The organism is Zhurongbacter thermophilus (genome assembly GCF_026184435.1).
GTDB lineage: Bacteria > Coprothermobacterota > Coprothermobacteria > Coprothermobacterales > JAADFF01 > JAADFF01.
This window is the reverse complement of the sequence record NZ_CP046447.1, coordinates 594,428-616,111: the sequence shown is the minus strand read 5'-3', so window position 1 is coordinate 616,111 and position 21,684 is coordinate 594,428. Positions and strand designations below refer to the sequence as shown.

22 protein-coding genes and 2 tRNA genes are annotated in these 21,684 nt (G+C 40.0%); 7 read left to right on the top strand and 17 right to left on the bottom strand.

The window, feature by feature from the left end; translation table 11 throughout:
• Positions 1–4 precede the first annotated feature (4 nt).
• Entirely contained in the window at positions 5–1,408 is a 1,404-nt protein-coding gene (locus tag GM182_RS02795; protein WP_449187076.1) for a hypothetical protein, read from the top strand.
• Here the strand turns inward: GM182_RS02795 and GM182_RS02790 are convergent.
• From GM182_RS02790 to GM182_RS02780, 3 genes are read right to left on the bottom strand one after another with little or no spacing between them, the layout of a single operon-like run.
• On the bottom strand, positions 1,386–2,453 hold the full coding sequence (locus tag GM182_RS02790; protein WP_449187075.1) for an alanine racemase: 1,068 nt from the start codon (positions 2,451–2,453) through the stop codon (positions 1,386–1,388). The genes GM182_RS02795 and GM182_RS02790 overlap by 23 nt on opposite strands.
• 12 nt (positions 2,454–2,465) lie before the next feature.
• Positions 2,466–3,701: a M20 family metallo-hydrolase gene (locus tag GM182_RS02785; protein WP_449187074.1), complete on the bottom strand. Its 1,236-nt coding sequence runs from the start codon at positions 3,699–3,701 to the stop codon at positions 2,466–2,468.
• A 15-nt stretch (positions 3,702–3,716) separates the two neighbouring features.
• Positions 3,717–4,400 (bottom strand): hypothetical protein, encoded by a 684-nt coding sequence (locus GM182_RS02780; protein ID WP_449187073.1) that lies wholly within the window; start codon positions 4,398–4,400, stop codon positions 3,717–3,719.
• 125 nt (positions 4,401–4,525) lie between these two features.
• On the opposite strand from GM182_RS02780, the gene GM182_RS02775 reads away from it, so the two are divergent.
• A complete protein-coding gene (locus GM182_RS02775) occupies positions 4,526–5,590 on the top strand; it encodes a flagellin N-terminal helical domain-containing protein (RefSeq protein WP_449187072.1) in 1,065 nt (354 codons plus the stop codon).
• A gap of 323 nt (positions 5,591–5,913) precedes the next feature.
• Here GM182_RS02775 and GM182_RS02770 read toward each other — a convergent pair.
• From GM182_RS02770 to GM182_RS02750, 5 genes are all read right to left on the bottom strand, one after another.
• Positions 5,914–5,988: transfer RNA gene (locus GM182_RS02770), tRNA-Ala, on the bottom strand.
• A gap of 56 nt (positions 5,989–6,044) precedes the next feature.
• Positions 6,045–6,920 (bottom strand): ABC transporter permease, encoded by an 876-nt coding sequence (locus GM182_RS02765; protein ID WP_449187071.1) that lies wholly within the window; start codon positions 6,918–6,920, stop codon positions 6,045–6,047.
• Positions 6,921–6,925: 5 nt separating this feature from the next.
• Positions 6,926–7,894 carry an efflux ABC transporter ATPase subunit, DrrA-related gene (locus GM182_RS02760; RefSeq protein WP_449187070.1) on the bottom strand — a complete coding sequence of 323 codons (969 nt, stop codon included), beginning with the start codon at positions 7,892–7,894 and terminating at the stop codon, positions 6,926–6,928.
• Between the two features lie 137 nt (positions 7,895–8,031).
• Positions 8,032–8,108 (bottom strand) — tRNA-Thr (locus tag GM182_RS02755).
• Between the two features lie 38 nt (positions 8,109–8,146).
• A complete protein-coding gene (locus GM182_RS02750; RefSeq protein ID WP_449187069.1) occupies positions 8,147–10,441 on the bottom strand; it encodes a DEAD/DEAH box helicase in 2,295 nt (764 codons plus the stop codon).
• A gap of 36 nt (positions 10,442–10,477) precedes the next feature.
• Between GM182_RS02750 and GM182_RS02745 the strand changes: the two genes are divergently transcribed.
• The 5 genes from GM182_RS02745 to GM182_RS02725 are packed head-to-tail and all read left to right on the top strand — an operon-like array spanning position 10,478 to position 13,539.
• Complete coding sequence (locus GM182_RS02745; protein WP_449187068.1) at positions 10,478–11,068, top strand: hypothetical protein; 591 nt, start codon at positions 10,478–10,480, stop codon at positions 11,066–11,068.
• Complete coding sequence (locus GM182_RS02740; protein ID WP_449187067.1) at positions 11,065–11,874, top strand: hypothetical protein; 810 nt, start codon at positions 11,065–11,067, stop codon at positions 11,872–11,874. Before GM182_RS02745 ends, GM182_RS02740 begins: the two co-directional genes overlap by 4 nt.
• Positions 11,875–11,887: 13 nt before the next feature.
• Positions 11,888–12,439, top strand: coding sequence for a GTP-binding protein (locus tag GM182_RS02735; protein ID WP_449187066.1), 552 nt, complete (start codon positions 11,888–11,890; stop codon positions 12,437–12,439).
• Between the two features lie 2 nt (positions 12,440–12,441).
• Positions 12,442–12,828: a roadblock/LC7 domain-containing protein gene (locus GM182_RS02730; protein ID WP_449187065.1), complete on the top strand. Its 387-nt coding sequence runs from the start codon at positions 12,442–12,444 to the stop codon at positions 12,826–12,828.
• Positions 12,829–12,843: 15 nt separating this feature from the next.
• Positions 12,844–13,539 carry a hypothetical protein gene (locus tag GM182_RS02725; protein ID WP_449187064.1) on the top strand — a complete coding sequence of 232 codons (696 nt, stop codon included), beginning with the start codon at positions 12,844–12,846 and terminating at the stop codon, positions 13,537–13,539.
• 58 nt (positions 13,540–13,597) lie between these two features.
• Here GM182_RS02725 and GM182_RS02720 read toward each other — a convergent pair whose 3' ends face one another.
• The 9 genes from GM182_RS02720 to GM182_RS02680 form a co-directional block, all read right to left on the bottom strand.
• Positions 13,598–14,938, bottom strand: coding sequence for a hemolysin family protein (locus GM182_RS02720; protein WP_449187063.1), 1,341 nt, complete (start codon positions 14,936–14,938; stop codon positions 13,598–13,600).
• Between the two features lie 194 nt (positions 14,939–15,132).
• Entirely contained in the window at positions 15,133–16,080 is a 948-nt protein-coding gene (locus tag GM182_RS02715) for a fused MFS/spermidine synthase (RefSeq protein ID WP_449187062.1), read from the bottom strand.
• The gene (gene speD, locus GM182_RS02710; RefSeq protein ID WP_449187272.1) at positions 16,049–16,486 is read right to left on the bottom strand and encodes an adenosylmethionine decarboxylase; all 438 of its coding nucleotides are present in this window, start codon (positions 16,484–16,486) and stop codon (positions 16,049–16,051) included. The genes GM182_RS02715 and speD overlap by 32 nt, the downstream gene beginning before the upstream one ends.
• 172 nt (positions 16,487–16,658) lie before the next feature.
• Complete coding sequence (locus tag GM182_RS02705) at positions 16,659–17,123, bottom strand: 23S rRNA (pseudouridine(1915)-N(3))-methyltransferase RlmH (protein ID WP_449187061.1); 465 nt, start codon at positions 17,121–17,123, stop codon at positions 16,659–16,661.
• Positions 17,124–17,125: 2 nt separating this feature from the next.
• Positions 17,126–18,289 carry a S1C family serine protease gene (locus tag GM182_RS02700; protein ID WP_449187060.1) on the bottom strand — a complete coding sequence of 388 codons (1,164 nt, stop codon included), beginning with the start codon at positions 18,287–18,289 and terminating at the stop codon, positions 17,126–17,128.
• A gap of 72 nt (positions 18,290–18,361) precedes the next feature.
• Complete coding sequence (locus tag GM182_RS02695; protein ID WP_449187059.1) at positions 18,362–18,943, bottom strand: hypothetical protein; 582 nt, start codon at positions 18,941–18,943, stop codon at positions 18,362–18,364.
• Positions 18,944–18,953: 10 nt separating this feature from the next.
• Positions 18,954–20,333 (bottom strand): phosphohexomutase domain-containing protein, encoded by a 1,380-nt coding sequence (locus tag GM182_RS02690; protein ID WP_449187058.1) that lies wholly within the window; start codon positions 20,331–20,333, stop codon positions 18,954–18,956.
• Positions 20,334–20,336: 3 nt separating this feature from the next.
• Complete coding sequence (locus GM182_RS02685; RefSeq protein WP_449187057.1) at positions 20,337–21,116, bottom strand: nitrilase-related carbon-nitrogen hydrolase; 780 nt, start codon at positions 21,114–21,116, stop codon at positions 20,337–20,339.
• A gap of 3 nt (positions 21,117–21,119) precedes the next feature.
• Complete coding sequence (locus GM182_RS02680) at positions 21,120–21,671, bottom strand: UPF0758 domain-containing protein (protein WP_449187056.1); 552 nt, start codon at positions 21,669–21,671, stop codon at positions 21,120–21,122.
• Positions 21,672–21,684 lie beyond the last annotated feature (13 nt).

The window sequence follows — 21,684 nt, the reverse complement described above, 5'->3', positions numbered from 1 at the left end:
CAAAGTGATATATGGCAAGATGCTTGACTTTATAGGGCAGAAAAAATTAGCCGACAAAAAATATGCTCGTTATATCACAAGTGGTTATGTAGATAATCCCTACATTATCTATCGCGGTGCAAGATACTTGTGGAAAAAAGGACATCATGAATTAGCCAAAAGAGCCGTTAAAAAGCACCTTGACATGGAACCTGATGCAAGACTTACGAGATTATATGCTTTCTTTCTATTAAAAGAACAAAAAGAAAACCTGGCAATAGAGCTATATCGTAGATATATTAAAATACAACCTTCTAACTTATGGGCTCGCATATTCCTCGGAGACCTGTATTACTTCTTTGTAGACGAAAAAGACAAGGGTATAGAAATATGGGAGGAAATTCTCGAAATGGAAGATGAAATTACGAAAAGCACTATTGATCCAGCCCGTTACGTATATAAAAGGTTAACCAAGGTGTATATGGAAAGAGAAGAAATCGATAGAGCACTTGAGCTATATGAAAGATTTTTGGCTTTAACCCCATCCAACTTTTACGAAAGCGACTTTATCAACCTCGCCACAATATACCTCATCAAAGGTATGGAGGATAAGGCAAAACATGTTATGGAAATGGGCATAGCCGTATCTCCCAAGTACTACAAACTAAGGCAGATGTACGAAGACATATTTGGCGTAAAAATAGATGCCAGAGAGCATAAATGGGTTGCCGAGGTTAAACAAAAATACCCACACGTAGAAAAGATACCTATAAAGACAAAGATCGTTGATGAAAGAGACGAAATATGGGACATAGCAGATCTATACACAAGAAATATAAGGCAAGACGGAGATATTATTGTAATAGCATCATGTGTGGCGGCCATCACTGAGGGTATGTTTTACATGGCCGACGGTGTAGGTTATGGCCCTCTAGCTTGGCTGTTAGCATCATTCGTAGAAAAACGCAATCCCTTCCACAGTCTTAAAGAACATCACGGCGAACCATTTGCACTCCTTGCCCCACTTGCCAACCCTATGGCTATGCAAGTACTTATAGAAGAAACGGGAACCCTACCTATACTAAAGGCAGCAATATATGGTGCCATAGGCAGACTGACAGGTAAAAGAGGTATGTTCTATAAAACAGCCGGTGACCAGGCTGCCCTTATAGACGATATGCCAGCCAGTTTGGCACCATATGATTACTACATCATCTTAGGTCCTGAAGATTCTGATGCCGTGGCTATGAAAATTAAAGAGGTAACAGGCCTTGAAGCAGCTATTGTTGATGCCAATGACCTCACCGGTGCATGGGTTGTTGGAGCATCTGATGGTGTTGATAGAAAACTTCTTGAAGATGTGCTTATGGATAACCCCGCTGGTAACCAAGATCAGCAAACTCCTGTTATGATTGTAAGAGGTCTTTAATATCCTCAGGCAGGACTATCCTACGGGATAGTCCTGCCTTCGTTAAAACTTTTTCTGTAGAAACACCAGTTTGTTTACCAACCTCATCGGCTCTAATCCTAGCTTTATTCCCCAAGAGCAAGAGCTTCTCCCCCACTTTGGCACTGACACCAGATACATCAAATGCCGTCACATTCATGGTTAAATCGAATACCCGGGAAATGTATTGTTTGCTACCAACATGATACGCATAATGACCTCCTGCATAGCCATCACCATAACCTGCTCTTACAAATGCAATCGTCATATTGTTTTCCGCAACATTACCATAAAACACCGTATCACCTTTCTTTACATCTTTAATGGAAATAATCTCACCAACCTGGTACATTACAGGTTTTAACTCTGGTCTACTACTACTGGCCTCTATGTATCCATAAATACCAACACCTGTTCTAACCATTGTCGTGTCTTTACAACCACTCAAATAAAAAAGTGTGGCGCTATTACAAAGATGTATTTCGGGAATATGGTGTTTCTCCGCATAATATTTAGCACTATCAACGAAAGACTGATATATTTTCTCACGAAGTATTTGATGATCATATGTGTCATCTAAAAATGGCATATGCCCCATAATTCCTTCAACATAAATGTTAGAAAACTTATCCGGTATCTCTTCTAATCCAAGACCAAATCCTGTTGAGAGTGCAATATGCACAGGCACATGATGGGGAACAATATCAAGTATTGAAAAATCCCATACAGCTATGCGAATAGCACTATTTAGCGGTGCAGGCAAATACTCAAGCTCTTTAATATCTTCTAGTGACGGGTGTAAAACAAGTATCCACTGGGCACCTAAATTCCATACGGCATATGCCTCTTTAAGGTTAGACACCACAAAACGAGTGATACCGAGTGATACAAGTGTAGGAACAACAAGGGAGATACTATGACCATAGGCATCTCCCTTAACAACAGCAGCAACCTGTTTATCACCGGTTTTACTTAATATATATCTCGCATTGTGAATCAGTGCATGTAAATCTATGTATACCTGCAAATGGCACCCTCCTTAAAACTCATCAAGTGTTAGTGTGAGCACAAATGTGCGTGCGTCACCAATAAGATTATCTATATGTGCCCTCTCGTTAGGCTGATGCGCAAACTCTTCTATTGTTGCCCATACAACACTATCCACACCAACCTCTCTTAGATGAGCAGCCACTGTGCCTCCACCAATACCACCAACAACAGGGGTTATATTTCTATCTATTTCTATCGCCTTTTTCAGCCTTCTCACAATCTCAGCATCGGGAGATGTGGGGGGTGCAGCATCATTTCTCTGAACAACATCAACAGAAATTGACACTTTAAACTCGTACTCCACCTTGCTAACTATGGAATACACATCGTCGATAATATCATCAAGTTTCCACTGGGGAAGTATACGCATATCCATGTAAAATACATCTTTGCCGGGAATGATATTAACACTATCTACATTGGATTCTATCTTTGTCAGCTCAAATGTAGAATATGGTGGTTCAAAGAGGTTATCCCTATCAGCATAGACATCGTGAAGATACTCATCCAAATACACAGCAAGGTAAGATGCTGCCCTTCTGGCATTAACACCAGCCGGTGGCATGGAAGCATGTGCTTGCTTGCCCTTCACAGTGAAGCGTAGCCACAGAATAGATTTCTCAGCCACTTCAATAAAGTGACCATCGGGTGTACCACCATCGGGAACAATAGCCATATCAATTTCTTTAAACAGACCTTTTTTCACAAGGTAGGCAAGGCCATAATCTGAACCTGTCTCTTCATCGGCAACCAGCAACACGGCAACATTGTATTTAGGCTTAATGTCCAGTTCTTTCATAGCCCTTAGTGCAAACATACTGGATACAATACCCTGTCCATTGTCTTCAGAGCCTCTACCTATAATCCAACCGTCTTCTGTCATAACAGGCTCAAATGGATCTGTATCCCATTGAGAAAGGTCACCAGGAGAGACCACATCCATATGACCAATAAGCCATACAGTCTTTGATGTGTCTTCACCTTCAAGAACAGTCCATATATTAGGTCTTGGACCAAACTCAGGATCTTCTGCATCTATACGGTTTACCTCAAAACCCCACTTCTCAAGATAACCGCTAAGCACCTTGGCAGCTTCAATTTCTCCCTTACCTCCCTCACCACTACGAGGGTTAACAGGGGCCGTTTTGATGAAATCCATAAGAACCTGAGCAGCCTCCATCTTATGGTCTTCAAACCATTGTCTCAAAACTTCTCTGTCTATCATTTTTATCCCCTCCCCTTACAAGAGTTCAGAAAACTCTCTCTCTACATCTCTATATGCTATCAACATTTCCAGCCATCTGGAAACATAGGCATCTTTGAGTTCTACATATTTTAGGCTCTCACCTAAGAAATGTCTGTAATGATCTATCTCTAATCTAAAGCCTTTATCCCAAAGCTGATTACCACTAACCCACATCGTATCCACTGCACCTATCTCCCATTTGCCCCCATTAATGTTTATAGGCTTTTTACGTGTACCATACAGAATCAAACTATCTATCTTATCTGTTTTTAAAATAAGATTCGCTATATCGCTATGTCGTACATGAAAATGCTTGAGATGCTCTGCTACAATATCTATATTCGCAACACTACTACGAGATATCTCTAAAACATCAGACACCTGAACTTGCGCCCTCTCCACAGCACTCCCCATAAAGATCATCTGTCCAACCTTTGCCTCTAAATAAGCAACTTGTACACTGTCAAGGACAAGAATATCTATATATCCACGAATAGCTATATCATCAACAGTGCCTCCTTTGATAATAAGTACACCACCATCCACCTCCGCAGCAATCACACCGGCAGAGGAAGAAGACATCATATCAAGAACATATCCATCATAGACACCAAGTGGTGTTTTAATAGACAGCTTATCACTAAGCTCCAAAACATTATCGCCTACCATTACTTTCACACCTATCACCTCCACATGTCTATATTCTAACTCAGGGGTATTAAATATTGAAGAGTTCCTCCGATAATAATAATGGCTCCCCAAGGATGGGGAGACTATCAATCCATGGACGGAGGTGAGTGGAGATGGCATTAGCCGATCTCACTCGTATTAACACTAACATTGGGGCTATGAATGCCCTGAACAGCCTGAAGCTGGTCAACAATGACCTGGCTCTCAGACAGCTGCGCCTGGCAACAGGCGTACGTATCACCAAGGCCGCAGACGACCCTGCGGGCTTCAGAATTTCAGTAAAATTGAAAGCAAGAAGCCGTGGTCTTGGTGTTGCCCTTGACAACATCTCTGATGCCAAGAACATGCTCTCTGTTGCCGAGGGTGGTTTGACAAAGATCAAGGACCTACTCCTTGATATCCGTGACAAGATCTCCCAGGCAGCAAACGATACAATGGGCACAGAAGAGCGTCTCGCTATTGCCCAGCAGGTCAGAGAGTACATGCACGAAATTGTGCGTATTGCCCACGAGACCAGATGGAACGACATCGGTCTGCTTGATGACTCCAAACCAGCAGACACAACCAGTTCTGCTTCTACTACATTCAAGTTCCAAACAGGAGCAGATTCCTTTGAGACAACAACATGGGACAGACAGTTCAAGTTTGTATTCAATAACGGAACAATTACAAACGATGAGTCCATTTGGACAGATTGGGCAGGTAATGCAGACAAGCTTGGTATTATGATAACAACTGCCGACGATACAACTACTGCCGTGTCCGCTAAAGTCTATGATTCCACACAAGGACTCACACCTGCATCCGCCCAATTTACTGTGGCAGACGTCTATGCTTCCTTGGGTGTTGCCGGAGAGGCTGGTATATCTGGCGTAACTGACTCTAACAATGTAAACGCTTCTGCCAACGTCTTACTCCAGAAAGTTGATGCAGCTATTCGTAAGACATCTGAGTGGATTGCAGGTATTGGTGCTCTGCAGGCTCGTCTGCAGGCCAAGGAAGAGACTGTCATGATTGCACAGGTCAACGTAGAGGCATCTTGGAACAGAATTTACAACGCAGACATGGCCAAAGAGCAGCTGTATGCAACAAGAGATCAGATTCTCCAGCAGACTGCTACAGCAATGCTCGCCCAGGCCAACACTGCTCCTCAGAGCGTCCTTCAGCTCTTCAGATAATAACGGTATATTACATAACCGTTCCCGCAGGGTCAGGGAGGGGGAAATCCCCTCCCTTTATTATTTTCTCTACAGAACATAGAGAGAAATGTATTCAATGTAACAAATTGTTGCATTTTCACCGATTTTAAAACAATTAACCACATCAGGAAATATGTATTTCCAGATATTCTAAACTCCATGCCCGATAGCCCAAAATGGAAATCCTAGTATACGCAGAAAACATGAGGCAGAAATTATTAACAACGAAAAGGTACTACAAAACGAAAAATGGGGACCCATAGTGTGGGCCCCTGTATCAGTAGGGGGTGGTTCCTAAGAGGTGGTGGAGCCGACGGGATTCGAACCCGTGGCCTCCTGCATGCCAAGCAGGCGCGCTCCCACTGCGCTACGGCCCCACCCTCAAGTCGCAAAAGTATTATATCATCAACCCCCCACCCTGTCAATACTTCTCTTACACCCCTTCAGATACGGCAAACTTCCAACCAGCAAGCAAAACAAACACCACAGTAAACCCTGCCATTACAAGTATGTCGGTTTGCATAGAAAAGTGTGTCACATTAGGTCTCGTTGACATCAGTGAATTAAGCATATCCATAATAGGCTTAAGAGCTTGCATAGCCTGAGGTGGTAAATTCTGCGGTATCTGTGGCATTGAAAGTGTCTCTATTTTTATCATAGATGCAGTAATATGCCGCATCAGGTCAACAGCATATGTTAGCGGATTGACATACACAAACCACTTAAGCCAGTTGGGGATATTATCTATAGGGAAAAATGCACCTGACAAGAATAACATAGGCTGAACAATCATATTCATCAGTGCCATAAAGTTCTCTGTAGTTTTCATAGCACTACCCATATATATGCCTAATCCCCCAACCATAATACCAAGGGCAAAGGTCGTGGCAACAATTTTCAATGTCATCATAAGATCGGGACGTATACCAAGAAAATAGCCTATTATCATAAAGATAATTCCCTGAATAGTAGCAACAGTAGCAGAACCCAATATCCGCCCAACTACAACCCAAGTCGGTCTGACCGGGGCTACCATAAGCTCCTTTAAGAATCCAAACTCTCTATCCCAGATAACAGTAATACCTCCCATAAATGCCGTCATAAATACTGTCATAGCCAAGATACCAGGAAATAAAAATTTCATATAGTCAAACCCCATAAGATCTTTAGGGAAAACGCTGTTAATACCATAGCCCATAACAATAAGAAACATCAATGGCTGAAAGAACATGGCTATCATTCTTCCTCTATCAAGCATATAACGACGAAGCTCTCTCCACCACACAATATAAGCTACTCTAAGCCCCATGGTAATCACCTCCTAAACCTCATTGGAACAAATTTCTCCGGAGAAGACTCGTCATCTCTCAGCTCTCTACCTGTCAATGTGAGGAACACATCATTGAGCGTTGGTATACGAATATCAACCTCAGTAATGACATCTCCCAAAGCACTAAACAGCTGTGGAATTGTTGAGGCCGTGTCAGATACAGGTATCCATATCTTGCCATCATTTGCCTTATGTGGTGTAAAGCCCATCTGCTTTAGTTTTTCCAACACACTATCAGTTTTGTCTTTTTTCACACCAATAACAATCATATTGCCACCAATGCCTTTCTTCAAGGCATCTGGCGTATCTAGGGCAAGAATTTTTCCATGGTCCATAATAGCAACTCTATCAGCATATTCTGCTTCATCCATATAGTGAGTAGAAAAAAACACCGTTGTTCCAGTGGTACGGATATTTTCCACATAATCCCAAATTTTAGCTCTGTTTTGTGGGTCAAGACCTGTTGTTGGTTCATCTAAAAACAACACCTGTGGTGTATGCATTAGTCCACGAGCTATTTCAAGTCTTCTTCTCATACCACCAGATAGATGTTTCACAAGTCTTTTTTTGACTCCTTTAAGCTCAACAATATCTAGGACCTCATCCATACGTTTCTGAAGTTCTCTGCCATAAATACCATAAACATAGCCATGTATCTTAAGATTATCCTCAACGGTAAGACGAGAATCAAGAGATGGATCTTGAAATACAACACCTATACGCTGTCTCACTTGCAACTTTTCTCTAACAACATCATGACCAGCTACATAAACAATACCCGATGTGGGTTTCAGCACTGTCACAAGAATATTAATTGTTGTGGATTTACCAGCCCCGTTAGGCCCAAGAAAGGCAAATAGCTCCCCTTTCCTAACATCAAACGATATACCTTTAACAGCCTCAAAGTTTCCATACTTCTTTACCAAATTTTCCACATGTATGGCATTTTCCATACATCTCACCTCCTCATAAACATTGTTCACAACACAATCATACCACACATATAAACATCGTTCACACATAACTAAAAACAATTATTTAACAATATAATCCAACAAAACAAGAAAAAGGGGCTCACCGCCCCTTTTCATGGAGCCGGGAGCGGGACTCGAACCCGCGACCTGGTGATTACAAATCACCCGCTCTGGCCGACTGAGCTATCCCGGCTTCCAGCCTAACCCTGACTCTTGCCAGTCGCAAAATGATTATACCAGAAAAAGTGTTCGAAGTAAAGACCTACTTCCGAGTTTATTAAGCGGTCTGTTTCCGTTACCACACTGATGACTCATAACACATGCAGGACATCCCTTTTTACAGGAACAATCATCAAGACGACGAGCAGCATATACGACAACATCTTCGAACTTATCGAAGATTCGCTCGGCTATACCCACACCACCTGGATGACCGTCGTATATATACACTCTAGCCTGGTCTTTAATATCTAATGTAACCCTAGGAAATTGTTGCCTCTCTTCAACATAAACGATAGAGGAAAATTGCATCTCTTCCACAATATGTCTATATATAGACGGAATAGAATATCCCCCAACATCATCAGGGGATATAGATATTAATGACAAGACATTGATAAGAATATGCTCAAGTGCATGAAGAGCTCCAGCAAATATCTCATCTTGAGTAATAGAAGCTGTTCCAAGCATGGGTATATGCAAATGAAGCATAGATGACGATACTTCTAAATCATCACGAGAAACATCAAACCATACTCCCTTTGTCAAAAATTTGCGATATAGAGGAGCATTATAAAGATACACACCTGTTTTATCGGAATAACCTACGGTATACGATTCTATCTCCAAAATTCCTTGATAAACTTCCCTACTTCCTACTTTCTTTTTGGCTGCTACATTAATAGCACGAATATCCTCCCAACCTACAGGCATAGTTTCAGATATGCCATGGACAGGTTTAACACCTACAAATTTTTTATCTAAATCTATAAGCTCTACAAGATAAGACTTTCCCATATAAAAATAGGTGCTACCAGGATAATGTTTTTTCAACACTCTCCACATCTGCACTTTTTCTATCATGTTACCTGTTTCCATATCGGTAATGTGGAAACTGACACTATCACCCTCATCAAGTGACACCTCATGATGTGGTTTAGCATCAAGTAGTACTACCCCTTTATCAGAAACTATAAGCTTGCTTTTATGCTTTTTGAGAAAAACATCTATTATTTCACGCGGAAAATATCGACTATCTATATCCTTTTTCAGCGGATATTCCCACGCGGCACATCTGATCTGCTTCTCTCCTATGTCTTCATTGGTAATATCCAGGTGAAGAGGTTCTCCTCTTCTACTTAGTACCATCTCCGGGTGGTCGTAAATATACATATCCAAAGCATTGGACGATTTCAGTACTGTAAAGACATATCCGTGTGCTTTTCTTCCCGCACGTCCGACCCTCTGCCAAAAAGAGGAAAAACCTGTCGTAGGAAAACCGTATAAAACCGTCACATCAATATCACCAATATCAATACCCAGTTCCATAGCCGAAGTTGTCAAAAGAAAAGATATATCACCATTACGCATGACAGATTCTATCTTCCGTCTTTCATCGGCATCATACCCTGCACGATATGGTGCAACCTCATCGCCATACTCCCCAGTTCTCATAGCATAGTAAATACGTTCCATTTCCTCTCGAGAGTTAAAAAATACCATGCCCCTATATCCGTAATCTATAAGCTGCTGTATAAGTGATACAAGCAGTCGTTTCTCCTTACCAGAAGATGTTGTAAGAAAATATAAATCTTTAGAGTGCATAGACAGACCAGAAACCTCTACAGAGACAAACGGCAAACCAACAAGCAGCTCACCCGATTTATCAGGTTCAGAAACTGTAGCAGACAAGAGTAAAAACTTAGGAAATGCTCCATACATAGATGCCAGTCTTCTAAGTCTCCGAATGACATAAGAAACATGTGTACCAAATACACCAGAATACAAATGAGTCTCATCTATAACAATAAGAGAAAGCTTAGACAGAAACCTCGCCCATGAACCATGATTGGCCAGATAAACATGGATACCGTAAAAATTAGAGACAATGACATCGGCACCAAGCAAAGCTTCCCTTTTCTGAAGTGATGACACATCTCCATCATAGGCCATAAGCTTAACCGACTTCATATGGGGAATATAATTATAAATCTCTCCGATGGCAATCATCTGATCTCTTGCCAATGCCTTACGTGGATATATAACAAGCATAGTAGCATCTGGACGGTGCTCTCTCATACGAGCATAGGCAAGGGCAAATGCCAATGTCTTACCGCTACCTGTAGGAGCACTAACAAACACATTATTATGAGAAATAGTATTTAATATCTCGTACTGATAATCATAAAGAGATTTATAAGGTAATGAAGGATATATATCGTTAACTACAGTATCTAAAACTGTGTTATCAACATATAAATGTTTTACACCATCTACAGGAATATTTTTCAATATGTTATTTACCATCTTGGATTTATCCCTCCACTTGGTATAATAACAAACATGAGGGGAATACAAAATATATTTGGTCATCTATCAACTGGTGTTATATACACTTACGCAATGATTTTATGGAGTGTTTTATGGATGCTTCCTACTGGAGTAATACATGCAATAGCAGTTCTTCTATGGGAGCTTCCATATATTTTCAGTGGTCTTTCTTCTGAAACATTTTTCAACATATCGCTGGTAATAAAAATTCTTATCTTAGCATACCCCATTACTACCCTTAGCCCATGGAGTATGTTAAAAACCACACTGGGTGGTCTCTTATTATTTGTAGGCATGGTCGTTAGCCTTAGCTTCATGCCTGCCGACCTCGCCCTTAAAACAATATTTATGGATGTCGGATTTACCAGCAAAGCATATACCGTTCTTGTCTATCTCCTACTATCTAATCTACTTATACCCATTGTTGCCCGAGAAGACTTCGAGCTTTCTCATATTATGTATATGGCATTGGGAACCGATGAATTACTTACAGTACTTTTCCGTACATATATGCACTTTTCCGTTCCCGCAGTTGTAGCACTATTTGTCGGGATTAGTTCACTTATTAAAAAAAGGACCACTCTTAGAGGTGCTGAACGATGATAAAAATGGATACAAACACAATCAGTTTGCTTGATTTGCTTTCATATCTTGAAAGGAAACAAAATGATGCAGTAATTATGATTTACCGTACCAATACATATCAGGCAGGTCTTATCAACATTGCTGGAGGATGGATATCAATAGCTTTAACCTCTAAACTACCAAACTCTTTAGCACAGTATATCGTGTATGCACGTAATCTTGATGAAAATATGCTTACGAAAATTGTGCAAAGAGAATGGGATGTTGTCACCAAGAAAGAATATGCCGAATATCTCGAACGCAACTCCGGCGAAGTATATGCAGCCAGACAATTTATTATGGATAAAGTAAAAACCATGCTAGGATGGAACAATGCCAAGATTATGTTCTTGCCAAACTTTAAAATACCCGAAAATGTCGTTACCAAACTACCACCAACACATATATCTGAAATATTAGATGATGTAAGGAATAGACTACAGAAGGAAAACGAATTCAAACGCTTTGTCGGTAGTGAAGATGACTATCTTGAGGTATCTCAGATGGCCGCCAGTATACTTGTCAAACATCCAGAACTCGATGACTTATCATGGCAAATATTTTTGATGGTAAAGACATCCACAAAAAGGGCGAAAGATATCATCAAAGAAATACATGCCAGCCATCCTGATATGGACGAAGCAGAAATCAAGGCAAGACTTACAGAACTATTAAAACTCGGGATACTTCAACCTAAGAAGAGAGATACTAAGAAGAAAAAACAAGGGCCTTACTCGAAAGGTGTCATCCAACGTTTTATAGATCTGCTGAAAAAGAAGCTATAAGGGGGTACGAATCATGAGTGATATCAAGGTCGTTGTCACAGGCCCATTCAACTCTGGCAAAACAGAGTTTATTAGAACTATATCAGAGATAGGTGTTGTCAATACAGACCAACCTATCACCAACCCAGAGGAAAAAATCAAAGAGACAACTACTGTTGCTATAGATTACGGTAAATTAACACTTGATGAAGATTTCATTTTATACCTGTTTGGTACCCCCGGGCAATCAAGATTTAAACATATGTGGGAAATTCTTAGTAGAGATATGCTAGGTTATATTGTAATGGTAGATAGCACAGATCCTCAGTCCATAGAGAAAGCCAAGGATATAATCCGAACATTTTCTGCTTATGCACCTGTTCCCTTCGTCGTTGCCGCCAACAAACAAGATATGGAAGGAGCTATTCCACCTGATAAGATAAGAGACATGATGGGACTTCCGCCTAATATCAAAATAGTACCCTGTGTGGCAACAGATAAAAAGAGTGTAAGAGATGTTCTTATAGCACTGGCACAGACTGTTCTCGAATGGTTTGAAGAAATGGAAAAGGCCGGGGAGGGATAACCATGTTACCAGACAATGTAAAGTCAGAAATTGCAGAAATTCTTAAACGAATAGAACTAACCTCAACAGGAATAAGGGCTACTATCGTATCCACTGTTGACGGATTTCATTTGGTTAGTACAGTACCAGATACTGAACTTCAAGAGAGATTAGCAGCAATGGTTTCCTCTCTGTTTGCCATATCCGAGCAAATAGGTGAGGGAGTGCTTGCAGGTGATTTTGAGTACTCTGCCACATATTCGTCAGAAGAAATCCTAGTAACTCGTAAAGTCAATGACAAAGTATTAATATCCGTCATAACTTCAAAACGAAGCAATACGAGCTTACTGGTCACAATACTTACCAGATATGCATCGCAAATCGCCGATATTATCGGTGATCTCTTATAAAAGGAGGGGTTATCTATGCCACCAATTTTAAGGTCTACACTAGATGAGATTTCATTAGAGCTAACACTAACACTTCCCCGTTCCAAAAGGGATACATTTGACATGATTTATCAAGATGATGAATTCATCTATTTCATCCCTGTTCGTGAAAACGTTGTACACTTCATAGCAAGGGCTCCCAGAGGAGGGCTCTCCGACGGCTCTCTATTCAAATTCGACCCATTTAAAAAAATACCAGATATTATAGAACACCACAACATCTGGTATGAAAAAATACTAAACAATCACCCGCTATTCGTTCAGACCCCCTTCTTAAGAAGCGTAGCCCAGAAAAAGTATCATGAAGATTTAGTTCTTACTTTCTTCACGGCAGAAAAAGGAGAGCTAGCAGTATCATTCGATACATATGATAATTTCCCAAAGAAAATAGAATTTCCTATTGACACTATTGCATTGGAGCTTCCTAGATATAGAGAACAGTTGAAATTCCTCAAAGAGACCATTCCAATGGATGCTGTACCCAAGATACTCGCGGACAATGTTATGATAGACACTATGGGAAGCACACTAAGTCTTACCGATTGGCTTGTATTTTCACTACTCGACGGCAAAAAAACGGTCAAACAACTTACAGAGCGTTCCGGTATAGGTACTAGAGAAACATTATCTGTACTCCTTAGACTAAAAGAAGCTGGATTTATAGAAGTATAAAATTAGGGGGGCATAAGCCCCCTTTTCTTTGTCTTGCTTTACTCATATTTTCAAGACCTTAACGTTCGTGCTCAGTGTTGGTTTTATGCTTAGGCACTTTTATTCTTACTTTGCGTACCCTTCTACTATCTGCATCGACAACTTCTAGAGTAATCCCACCTTCAATTTCTATAACATCTCCTACCTTGGGAAACCTGCCTAGCTTATATATAACAAATCCACCAATAGTGTCAACCTCTTTGTCGTCAAGTTCTACCTCCAGCTCCTCTGCTATATCCTTTAAGGAAACAATTCCTTGGACTTCATAAACCGTATATGTATCTGTTTCTTCTACAACCTTTATGGGATCTTCTTCAACATCATACTCATCTCGAATCTCTCCAACAATTTCCTCAAGTATATCTTCCATCGTAATAATACCGGAAACCGTACCATATTCATCAATAACAATAGCCATAACAACTCTATTTTTCCGCATCTCCATAAAAGCTTTAACAAGGGGCCATGTTTCAGGAATGAAATATGGAGCTCTAAGAATATCGTTTATAGATTTGCCTGCTCCTTTATATATGGCCTTCACAACATCCTTAATATGAATAATCCCCCTAATATCGTCTAAATTCTCACCGTATACAGGCGCTCTGGAGTGACCAGATTCAAGGAGTTTATCAAGTGCTTCTTCAAGGGTACTTGTAATAGGTATGGCAAACAGATATGGTCTAGGTACAAAGACATCCCTAACAACCTTGTCACCAAACTCGAATATGGAATATATCATTTCCTTTTCTGTCTCTTCAATAACTCCTTGAGACTCACCTATTTGAAGCATATCCCTGATATCTTCTTCAGATATAGCATAAGATGATACTTCGCTAATACCAAATAATTTCAAAATTCCATTAACGATAGATGACACAAAGAAAATCAAGGGCATAAAAATCGTGTAAATAATATTGAGGAATGTGGCTGTTTTTAATGCCACCTTTTCACTCATATGATAAGCAAGAGATTTAGGAACAAGCTCTCCAAATATCATAAATATCAGAGCAAGCAATATGGACATAAGCACATTGACAACAGCAGATAACAGTGATATAGATATTCCTGGATGTATCGAGTGCAACCATTGAACAAGGGGCTCAACAAATGATTGGGCTGCAACCATAGAGGATAAAAATCCTACAAATGAAATGCCAAATTGTATAGTCGTGAAAAACTTACTTGTATCCTCTGAAAACTTCTCTAGAATACGCGCAGGTCGATAACCTTCCTCTACTAACCTCTTAATACGGTGTCTTTTCATGGAGACAAAGGCTATTTCAGAAGCAGCAAGAATGCCATTAAAAACCAAGGCAAGCAATATTACAAGAATCGATGAAACATAATTAGAGGAGCCCATTTTTATCACCTCGTGGACAGATAAAGTATGGTGAAGCTAACACAAGAGAGGTTTCAGCAAGGTAACATCTACTTGGTAGAGGGTCGTCCAAACAAACCACCTCCATAATATTTTCTACCATTATATTACATCAAAAGAAAAAGAGGGAGCCCATGCTCCCCCTTTAATATACCATATTTCCGCATAGGATAGCATTAATCATGAGGCAACATACCAAGTTTAGACGGTAAATTAATCTTTGTTTCATCTGTCAGTATTGGTATATCCTCCGTTTCAAAGTACGTACGAGCGTATTTAGGAAGCATAAACATATGCACATGAGACTCACCATCATAAAATCTCAGCTCACCAGAGATACGCTCTTTGATCATATTATTGACATGTTCAATTGTCCACTGCTTTGGGTCTTCCCCTTTAGTAGCAATAACAAACGACCAAGGCACATCAAATGAACCAACATATGCCGCAAATGACCTCACAACAGGAAATACCTGCTGGAGAGTCTTTCTAATAGCTGCATGCATAAGCATAGTACCCATCCGTAGAATAGATGCTTGAAGTACAAACACACCATCGTCTGCAAGCATTCTATGTATATGCTCAAAAAACTCTTTGGTAAACAAATGATATGTAGGACCCATGTCAAAAGGCTCTACAAGATCGCTGATAACAACATCATAACTTTTATCTTCAGATTCTCTGACAACTTTACCGGCATCGGCAATAACAAGATGTGTGCGAGAATCATCAAACGCACCTTGATGCCACTCCGGCAAGTGCTCTTTACATATAGAAACAACTTCTTCATCAATATCAACCATTGTCACATGTTCAACAGATTTATGCTTATACAGTTCTCTCAGAGTTGCCCCCTCTCCGCCACCTAGTACCATGATTTTTTTTGGTTCTTTTACAGCAAGTAGCGCTGGATGGACAAGGGCTTCATGATAGATAAATTCATCGAGAAGTGATGACTGGACATCACCATCTAAAATAAGCATTTTCCCATAATAAGGATTTTCGACAACCTCAACAACTTGATATTGGGTCTCGCCTACAAAGTATGTTTTAGATATGCCGTGAACATGAATTTCAGATGGTGCAAAGGCATCATAGAACCATATCCAATTTCTCTTTGACATTGTCTAGCCTCTCCTCCTTGGTCTCAAGTTCGTGAAGATACAAATCCTTCTTGTCCTCACTTTCAAGACCTCTTACGATATAGGTGATGTGTGCACTTGTTGCTCCAAACTCTTTGAGAACATACTTCACTGCTTCATCAGGCATAGTATGATCACCACAAGTGTAAATATCAAGTGCAGCATAACCTTTTTCAGGCCATGTATGAACAGCAATATGAGATTCAGAAACAACAACTACACCACTAACACCCTGAGGATAGAATCTATGGAAAGCAGTAGTAACCACGGAAGCACGGGCCTGCTTTGCTGCCTGAACCAGAATTTCCTCTACTCTCTTCATGTCATTAATAACCTCTGGGTTGCAACCAGAAGCCTCAACGACATAATGACGACCGATGGTATTGATCATTCCCATCACTCTCCTTTCCTATGTGTTTTCTCACCTCACATAAACTTTCAGTATTTTTGACTATATACTGTTATATATCATTAATTGTCTTTTGTCAAGCTGTATTTTTACAATTATACTCAATATTTCGCAAATTTACGCCACAATACTCGAAAATGCTCCAATTTTCTCAATAAGCATAAGGCTGCCCAGAAATAATCTTGTATGCACGATATAACTGTTCTAGAACCATTAAAATCGCCATCTGATGGGTAAAAGTAAATCTTGATAAAGAAACAATATAATCCGCCTCTTTATACGCCTCTTCAGGAAACCCAAGAGGGCCCCCTATAACCATTGCTATCTTACCACTATGAGTCATATTTTGTTTCAAAAAATCAACAAGTCTATCTGTGTCCCATAACTCCCCTCTGCTATCCCAGAGAAATATCTTTTCCGCAGGCCTTATCTTCTTTACAACAGTATGCCATTCTTTCCGCTTAGTCTCCTCATAAAGAGAAGGAGAGCGGGGTATACCGCCCTCCCTTATAAACTCTAACTTCACACTATATGGATGAAGCCGTTTTTCAAACTCCTTTATGCCATCGGCAACAAAGCCTTTTTTGGGCTTTCCAACAGTTATAAGCCTAACCATTGTCACCGTCCCTGCTGCTTAGGTTTTTCACCTAGAACAATAGTTTTCTCAATATACTCCCCATCACGATAAATTTTTAGTGTCACAGTATCACCAGGATTATAGTTCTGTCGAATATCCCTAGCTAAAGTATCAGAATTTTCTATCTTTTCGCCATTGAGAGCAATAATAATATCACCCTTCTGGATTCCAGCCTTGTCAGCAGGAGAACCTGGAACCACTTTAGCAACATATACCCCACCTTCAAACGGTAAATCAAGCTTTTCCTTCATATCTTCATTAACATCCACCATGTAAATACCAATATATGGCCATCTGGCATGTCCATACTTCAGAATATCATCAACAACTTTTTTTGCTGTATTGGCAGAAACAGAGAAGCCTATACCTTGAGCCTGGGCATATATAGCCGTGTTGATACCCACAACTTTACCATCCATGGTAACTAGCGGTCCACCAGAATTACCGGGATTAATAGCGGCATCAGTTTGAAGTGCATCATAAACTACTACGCCATTACCCTCATTAATTGTTCTCTCTTTTCCGCTGATAATACCAAATGTTACAGTGTAATCGAAACCATACGGATTCCCCACCGCTATGACAAAATCTCCAACCTTTACTTTAGAAGAATCTCCCCACTCAAGATAATGAATAGGTTTATCTTTGGGGAAATTAATCAGCTTCAAAACCGCTATATCCGACCAATCATCAGTACCCAATACTTTAGCCTTATATGCAGAACCGTCGTAAAGCTTTACGGTAACATTATCTGCATCTTTGACAACATGTCTATTAGTAACAACGTAGTACTTTCCATCATACTTTATGAAAAAGCCAGAACCCAAACCTTCCTGCGGAACAACACTGTAGCCACCAAATATATTAAATTGTTCAACATAAGACACAACAGCAATGTGAACAACTGCCGGTCTTACCTTAGCAACAAGTGGTGCAAGTGAAGGCATGTTCAGCGTGCTATTTCCTACCACCACAGGTGTAGAAGTAGATGTACCCTCAGAACATGTGCTTGTAGCACTAAATGATGCTCCATGGGTAGCTACATAATTTGCTATAGCATAGTCGGCCACCATATAGCCACCAAGTACTCCTGCCAATACAGAAATAATTAATACAGCAATAACTAGACCTACTGAGTTTTTCATAGCCATCCCTCCCTTATGAATAGACTATAGATACGCTAACATTATAACTCTTCACACAAATAGCTCATATAATCATATCAGTGACAACAGGAGGGCGTTAATATAAGATGCAAGAGGCCATATCTTACTTGTCAACATAAGGTTACGAAGTCCTTCTATTTGAAAAGACAAAGCCCATAAAATGTCGAAGACTATGGTAATAACAACCACGGCAATAATAAGATGGACAAGCACACCGAAGAGTTTCATAGAAAGCATTTCTGAAGCTTTTCCTGAGAAGAAAAGGAAGATGATACGCAATATAATATAAGCGGCTATAAATGAAAGGGCCATAGCAAGAAGTACAGCTATTTTATGGCTAACATCGGCAACCTGCACAGTAATATCTGTTTGCATTCCCAAAAACTGAGCAAACAGCTTCAGATTTTGAGGATTAGCTTGAACTAAATCACTAACATATTTTGCTATAGAAGATTCAAATCCAAATGCGCTATTAAGAAAAGAAAGCATGAAGCCATACCAAAACTTGGCAAACAAGCCTGACAGCACAAGGGCAAGTATATTGAAAAGAGTATAAACCCCCTTCCGCCATCCATCAACAACGGCAAGAATTAAGTACAAAATAGCTAATACATCTAATATGTTAATCGACACCTACATCACCTCATCTTTCTAAAACATTTTTCACCACCAAGGTATGTATCTCTTCTAACCTATCCTCCTCTTGAGCTTCTACATAGACCCTAATGACAGGCTCCGTGCCAGACAGTCTAATAAGAAGCCATGCCCCATCATCCCAAATAACTTTCAGTCCATCTTTGCGAATAACCTCTTTAACATTATCTAACCAAGAAGGTAATTCCTCAGACTCCAACATAGCCTTTACATAGGCTCTCTGCTCCTGAGATAAATGATAATCTCTTCTTTCATATACTAACGGCCCAAATCTATCTTGCAAGAACTGCATAAATTCGGAAACAGTACCACCAAATGATGTAAGGGCATGAACAAACATAACATCGGCAATAACACCATCTTTTTCTGGTACATGCTCAGCTATACCCAGCCCACCAGACTCTTCTCCACCATAGAAAATATTACCTTCTCTCATTTCCTTGCCTAACCATTTAAAACCAACAGGGGTTTCCACACAGCTGTAGCCATAAGCTTTAGCGATATTGTTAAGCATATGCGTTGTAGCTACGGTTCGGCCAATATTACCCTTCATCTTCTTGATCTCGTAGAGGTACCATGCAATAGCGGCGAGAAACCAGTTATTATTAACAACATTTCCTTTTTCATCAACAAGACCAAACCTATCGGCATCTCCATCGTTGGCCAATCCAACAGCACCAAAACCTTTGACCATCTGTGCAAGATCGGAAAGATACTGTGGTTTGGGTTCAGGAATTATACCACCAAAATAGGGATCTCTACCACTACGGATTGTAGAAACATGGAGCCCGTAAGATTTCAAGACCCTATCAGTAAAACCTGCTCCTACACCATGCATGGCTGAATATACGATACGCATATCCGTCTTAATATCACCAACAAATGACTTTACAGCAAGAAGGTAATCATCGGGAACGGGAATAAGATATTTCTTTTCATAGGGAAAGTCAACAGAAACGGGGGCATCCAGATCTATAAGTGCCTGTATACCATCGGTAATATCCTTCTCAGCAGGGCTGCCATGCCATGGGATTACCTTATATCCATGATAATAATGAGGATTATGACTAGCGGTCAACATAATACCTAAAGCATATCCCTTATGCTTAACAGACCATGCAAGCAGTGGGGTTGGCACAGGTTTCTCAAATATATGAACCTCATAACCATCAGAATCGAATACCCTACCAATCACCTGGGCAAACTCTTCAGACATAAAGCGGTTGTCATAGCCTATAAGAACTTTACTACCTTTATTAAGCTTCTGAAAATATTGAGAAACAGCTCTTGACACCCGAACAATGTTTTCAGCATTGTAATCGAAACCTATAAGATCACGCCAGCCATCTGTTCCAAATTTTATTGGCATAGTTTATACCCCCCTTGTAAGGTCTAAATACCATTCTGGTCTTCTATCAAGCATAATGTTATTCAGTGTGGCAATACGTTTGTCTCGCGACTCAAATAAGTTAACTTCAACAAATCCCAGACCTTCTCCATCGGGAGAATATCTTAGAAGAATATCTCCCTTAACGCCTGTAATCTGGCTCATACCCGTAAACTTTACACCTCTTTCTTCACCTATACGATTGGCAGTAATGGCAAATACATGATTTTCAAGGCACCTTGTTGTCATAGCATTCTGACAGTAAGGAAGTACAAGGTTGGCACTATGAAGTACCAGATCCGCTCCTTTCACAGCCAGCGTGCGCATAGCCTCGGGGAAAATCCAGTCAAAGCATATCATCATGCCAAACTTATATCCCCGCCAATCAAATACTGTAAAACCAAGATTACCCGGAGAAAACCATAACTTTTCTCTATCAAAGAGATGAATCTTTCTATACAAATAGTAATCACCTTCAGGAGTTATGGCTACAGATGAATTAAATAATTTGTCGCCATACTTTTCTGCAAATCCTATTACAATAAGTCCCGGCCTTTTTACAGATGTCACAAAGTCTACCAGTTCATCTACAGACATGGCAACATTCCATACTTCATCTATATTTTCAAATACATAGCCTGTAGTAGCAAGCTCTGGAAACACCAAAACATCATAATCTTCAGATGTCATCAGCGCTTTTATTTTCTCCAAATTGCCACTAAGATCAAGCAATTTAGGCAACATCTGGGCAAACCCTATCTTCATACGCTATTCCCCCTTCATATAATCTACTTTTGATAATACATCATAAATATCCATATTAGATGTCATAATCTCATACTTTATAACATTTAGGCCCTTCTCTTTAAGGTAAAGAACTAACCACTCATCAGATATTGATGGCATTTTCTCTTTTCCATGACTATGGTACAAAACAACATCCTTACATGGAAGTTGCGTTAAATCCCAAGCAATAGTAATTTCATTATCTATCCCCGTTATAAAAATCCCTGTATTTTCATTTGCACACATAATAATTACATACTCTTCCTGCAGTAAAGGCTTATGAATTCCACGCCTCATAATCTCACCAACAGCCACAAGCCTTGAAGATATAGCAACACCAACACCTTCTATATTCATTAGCTCTTCAGGAGATGCTCGAAAAACATCATTCAATGAGCGGAATTCATCTAAAAGACTTCGTGCTATATCACGGGCTGTAAGTCCATTAAAACCACTGCCAATAAAGAGCATTAATAGCTCCTCATCATTAAGAGACTCCACTCCTAAATTAATGATCTTTTCTCTCGGTTTCATATCATTATTGTAT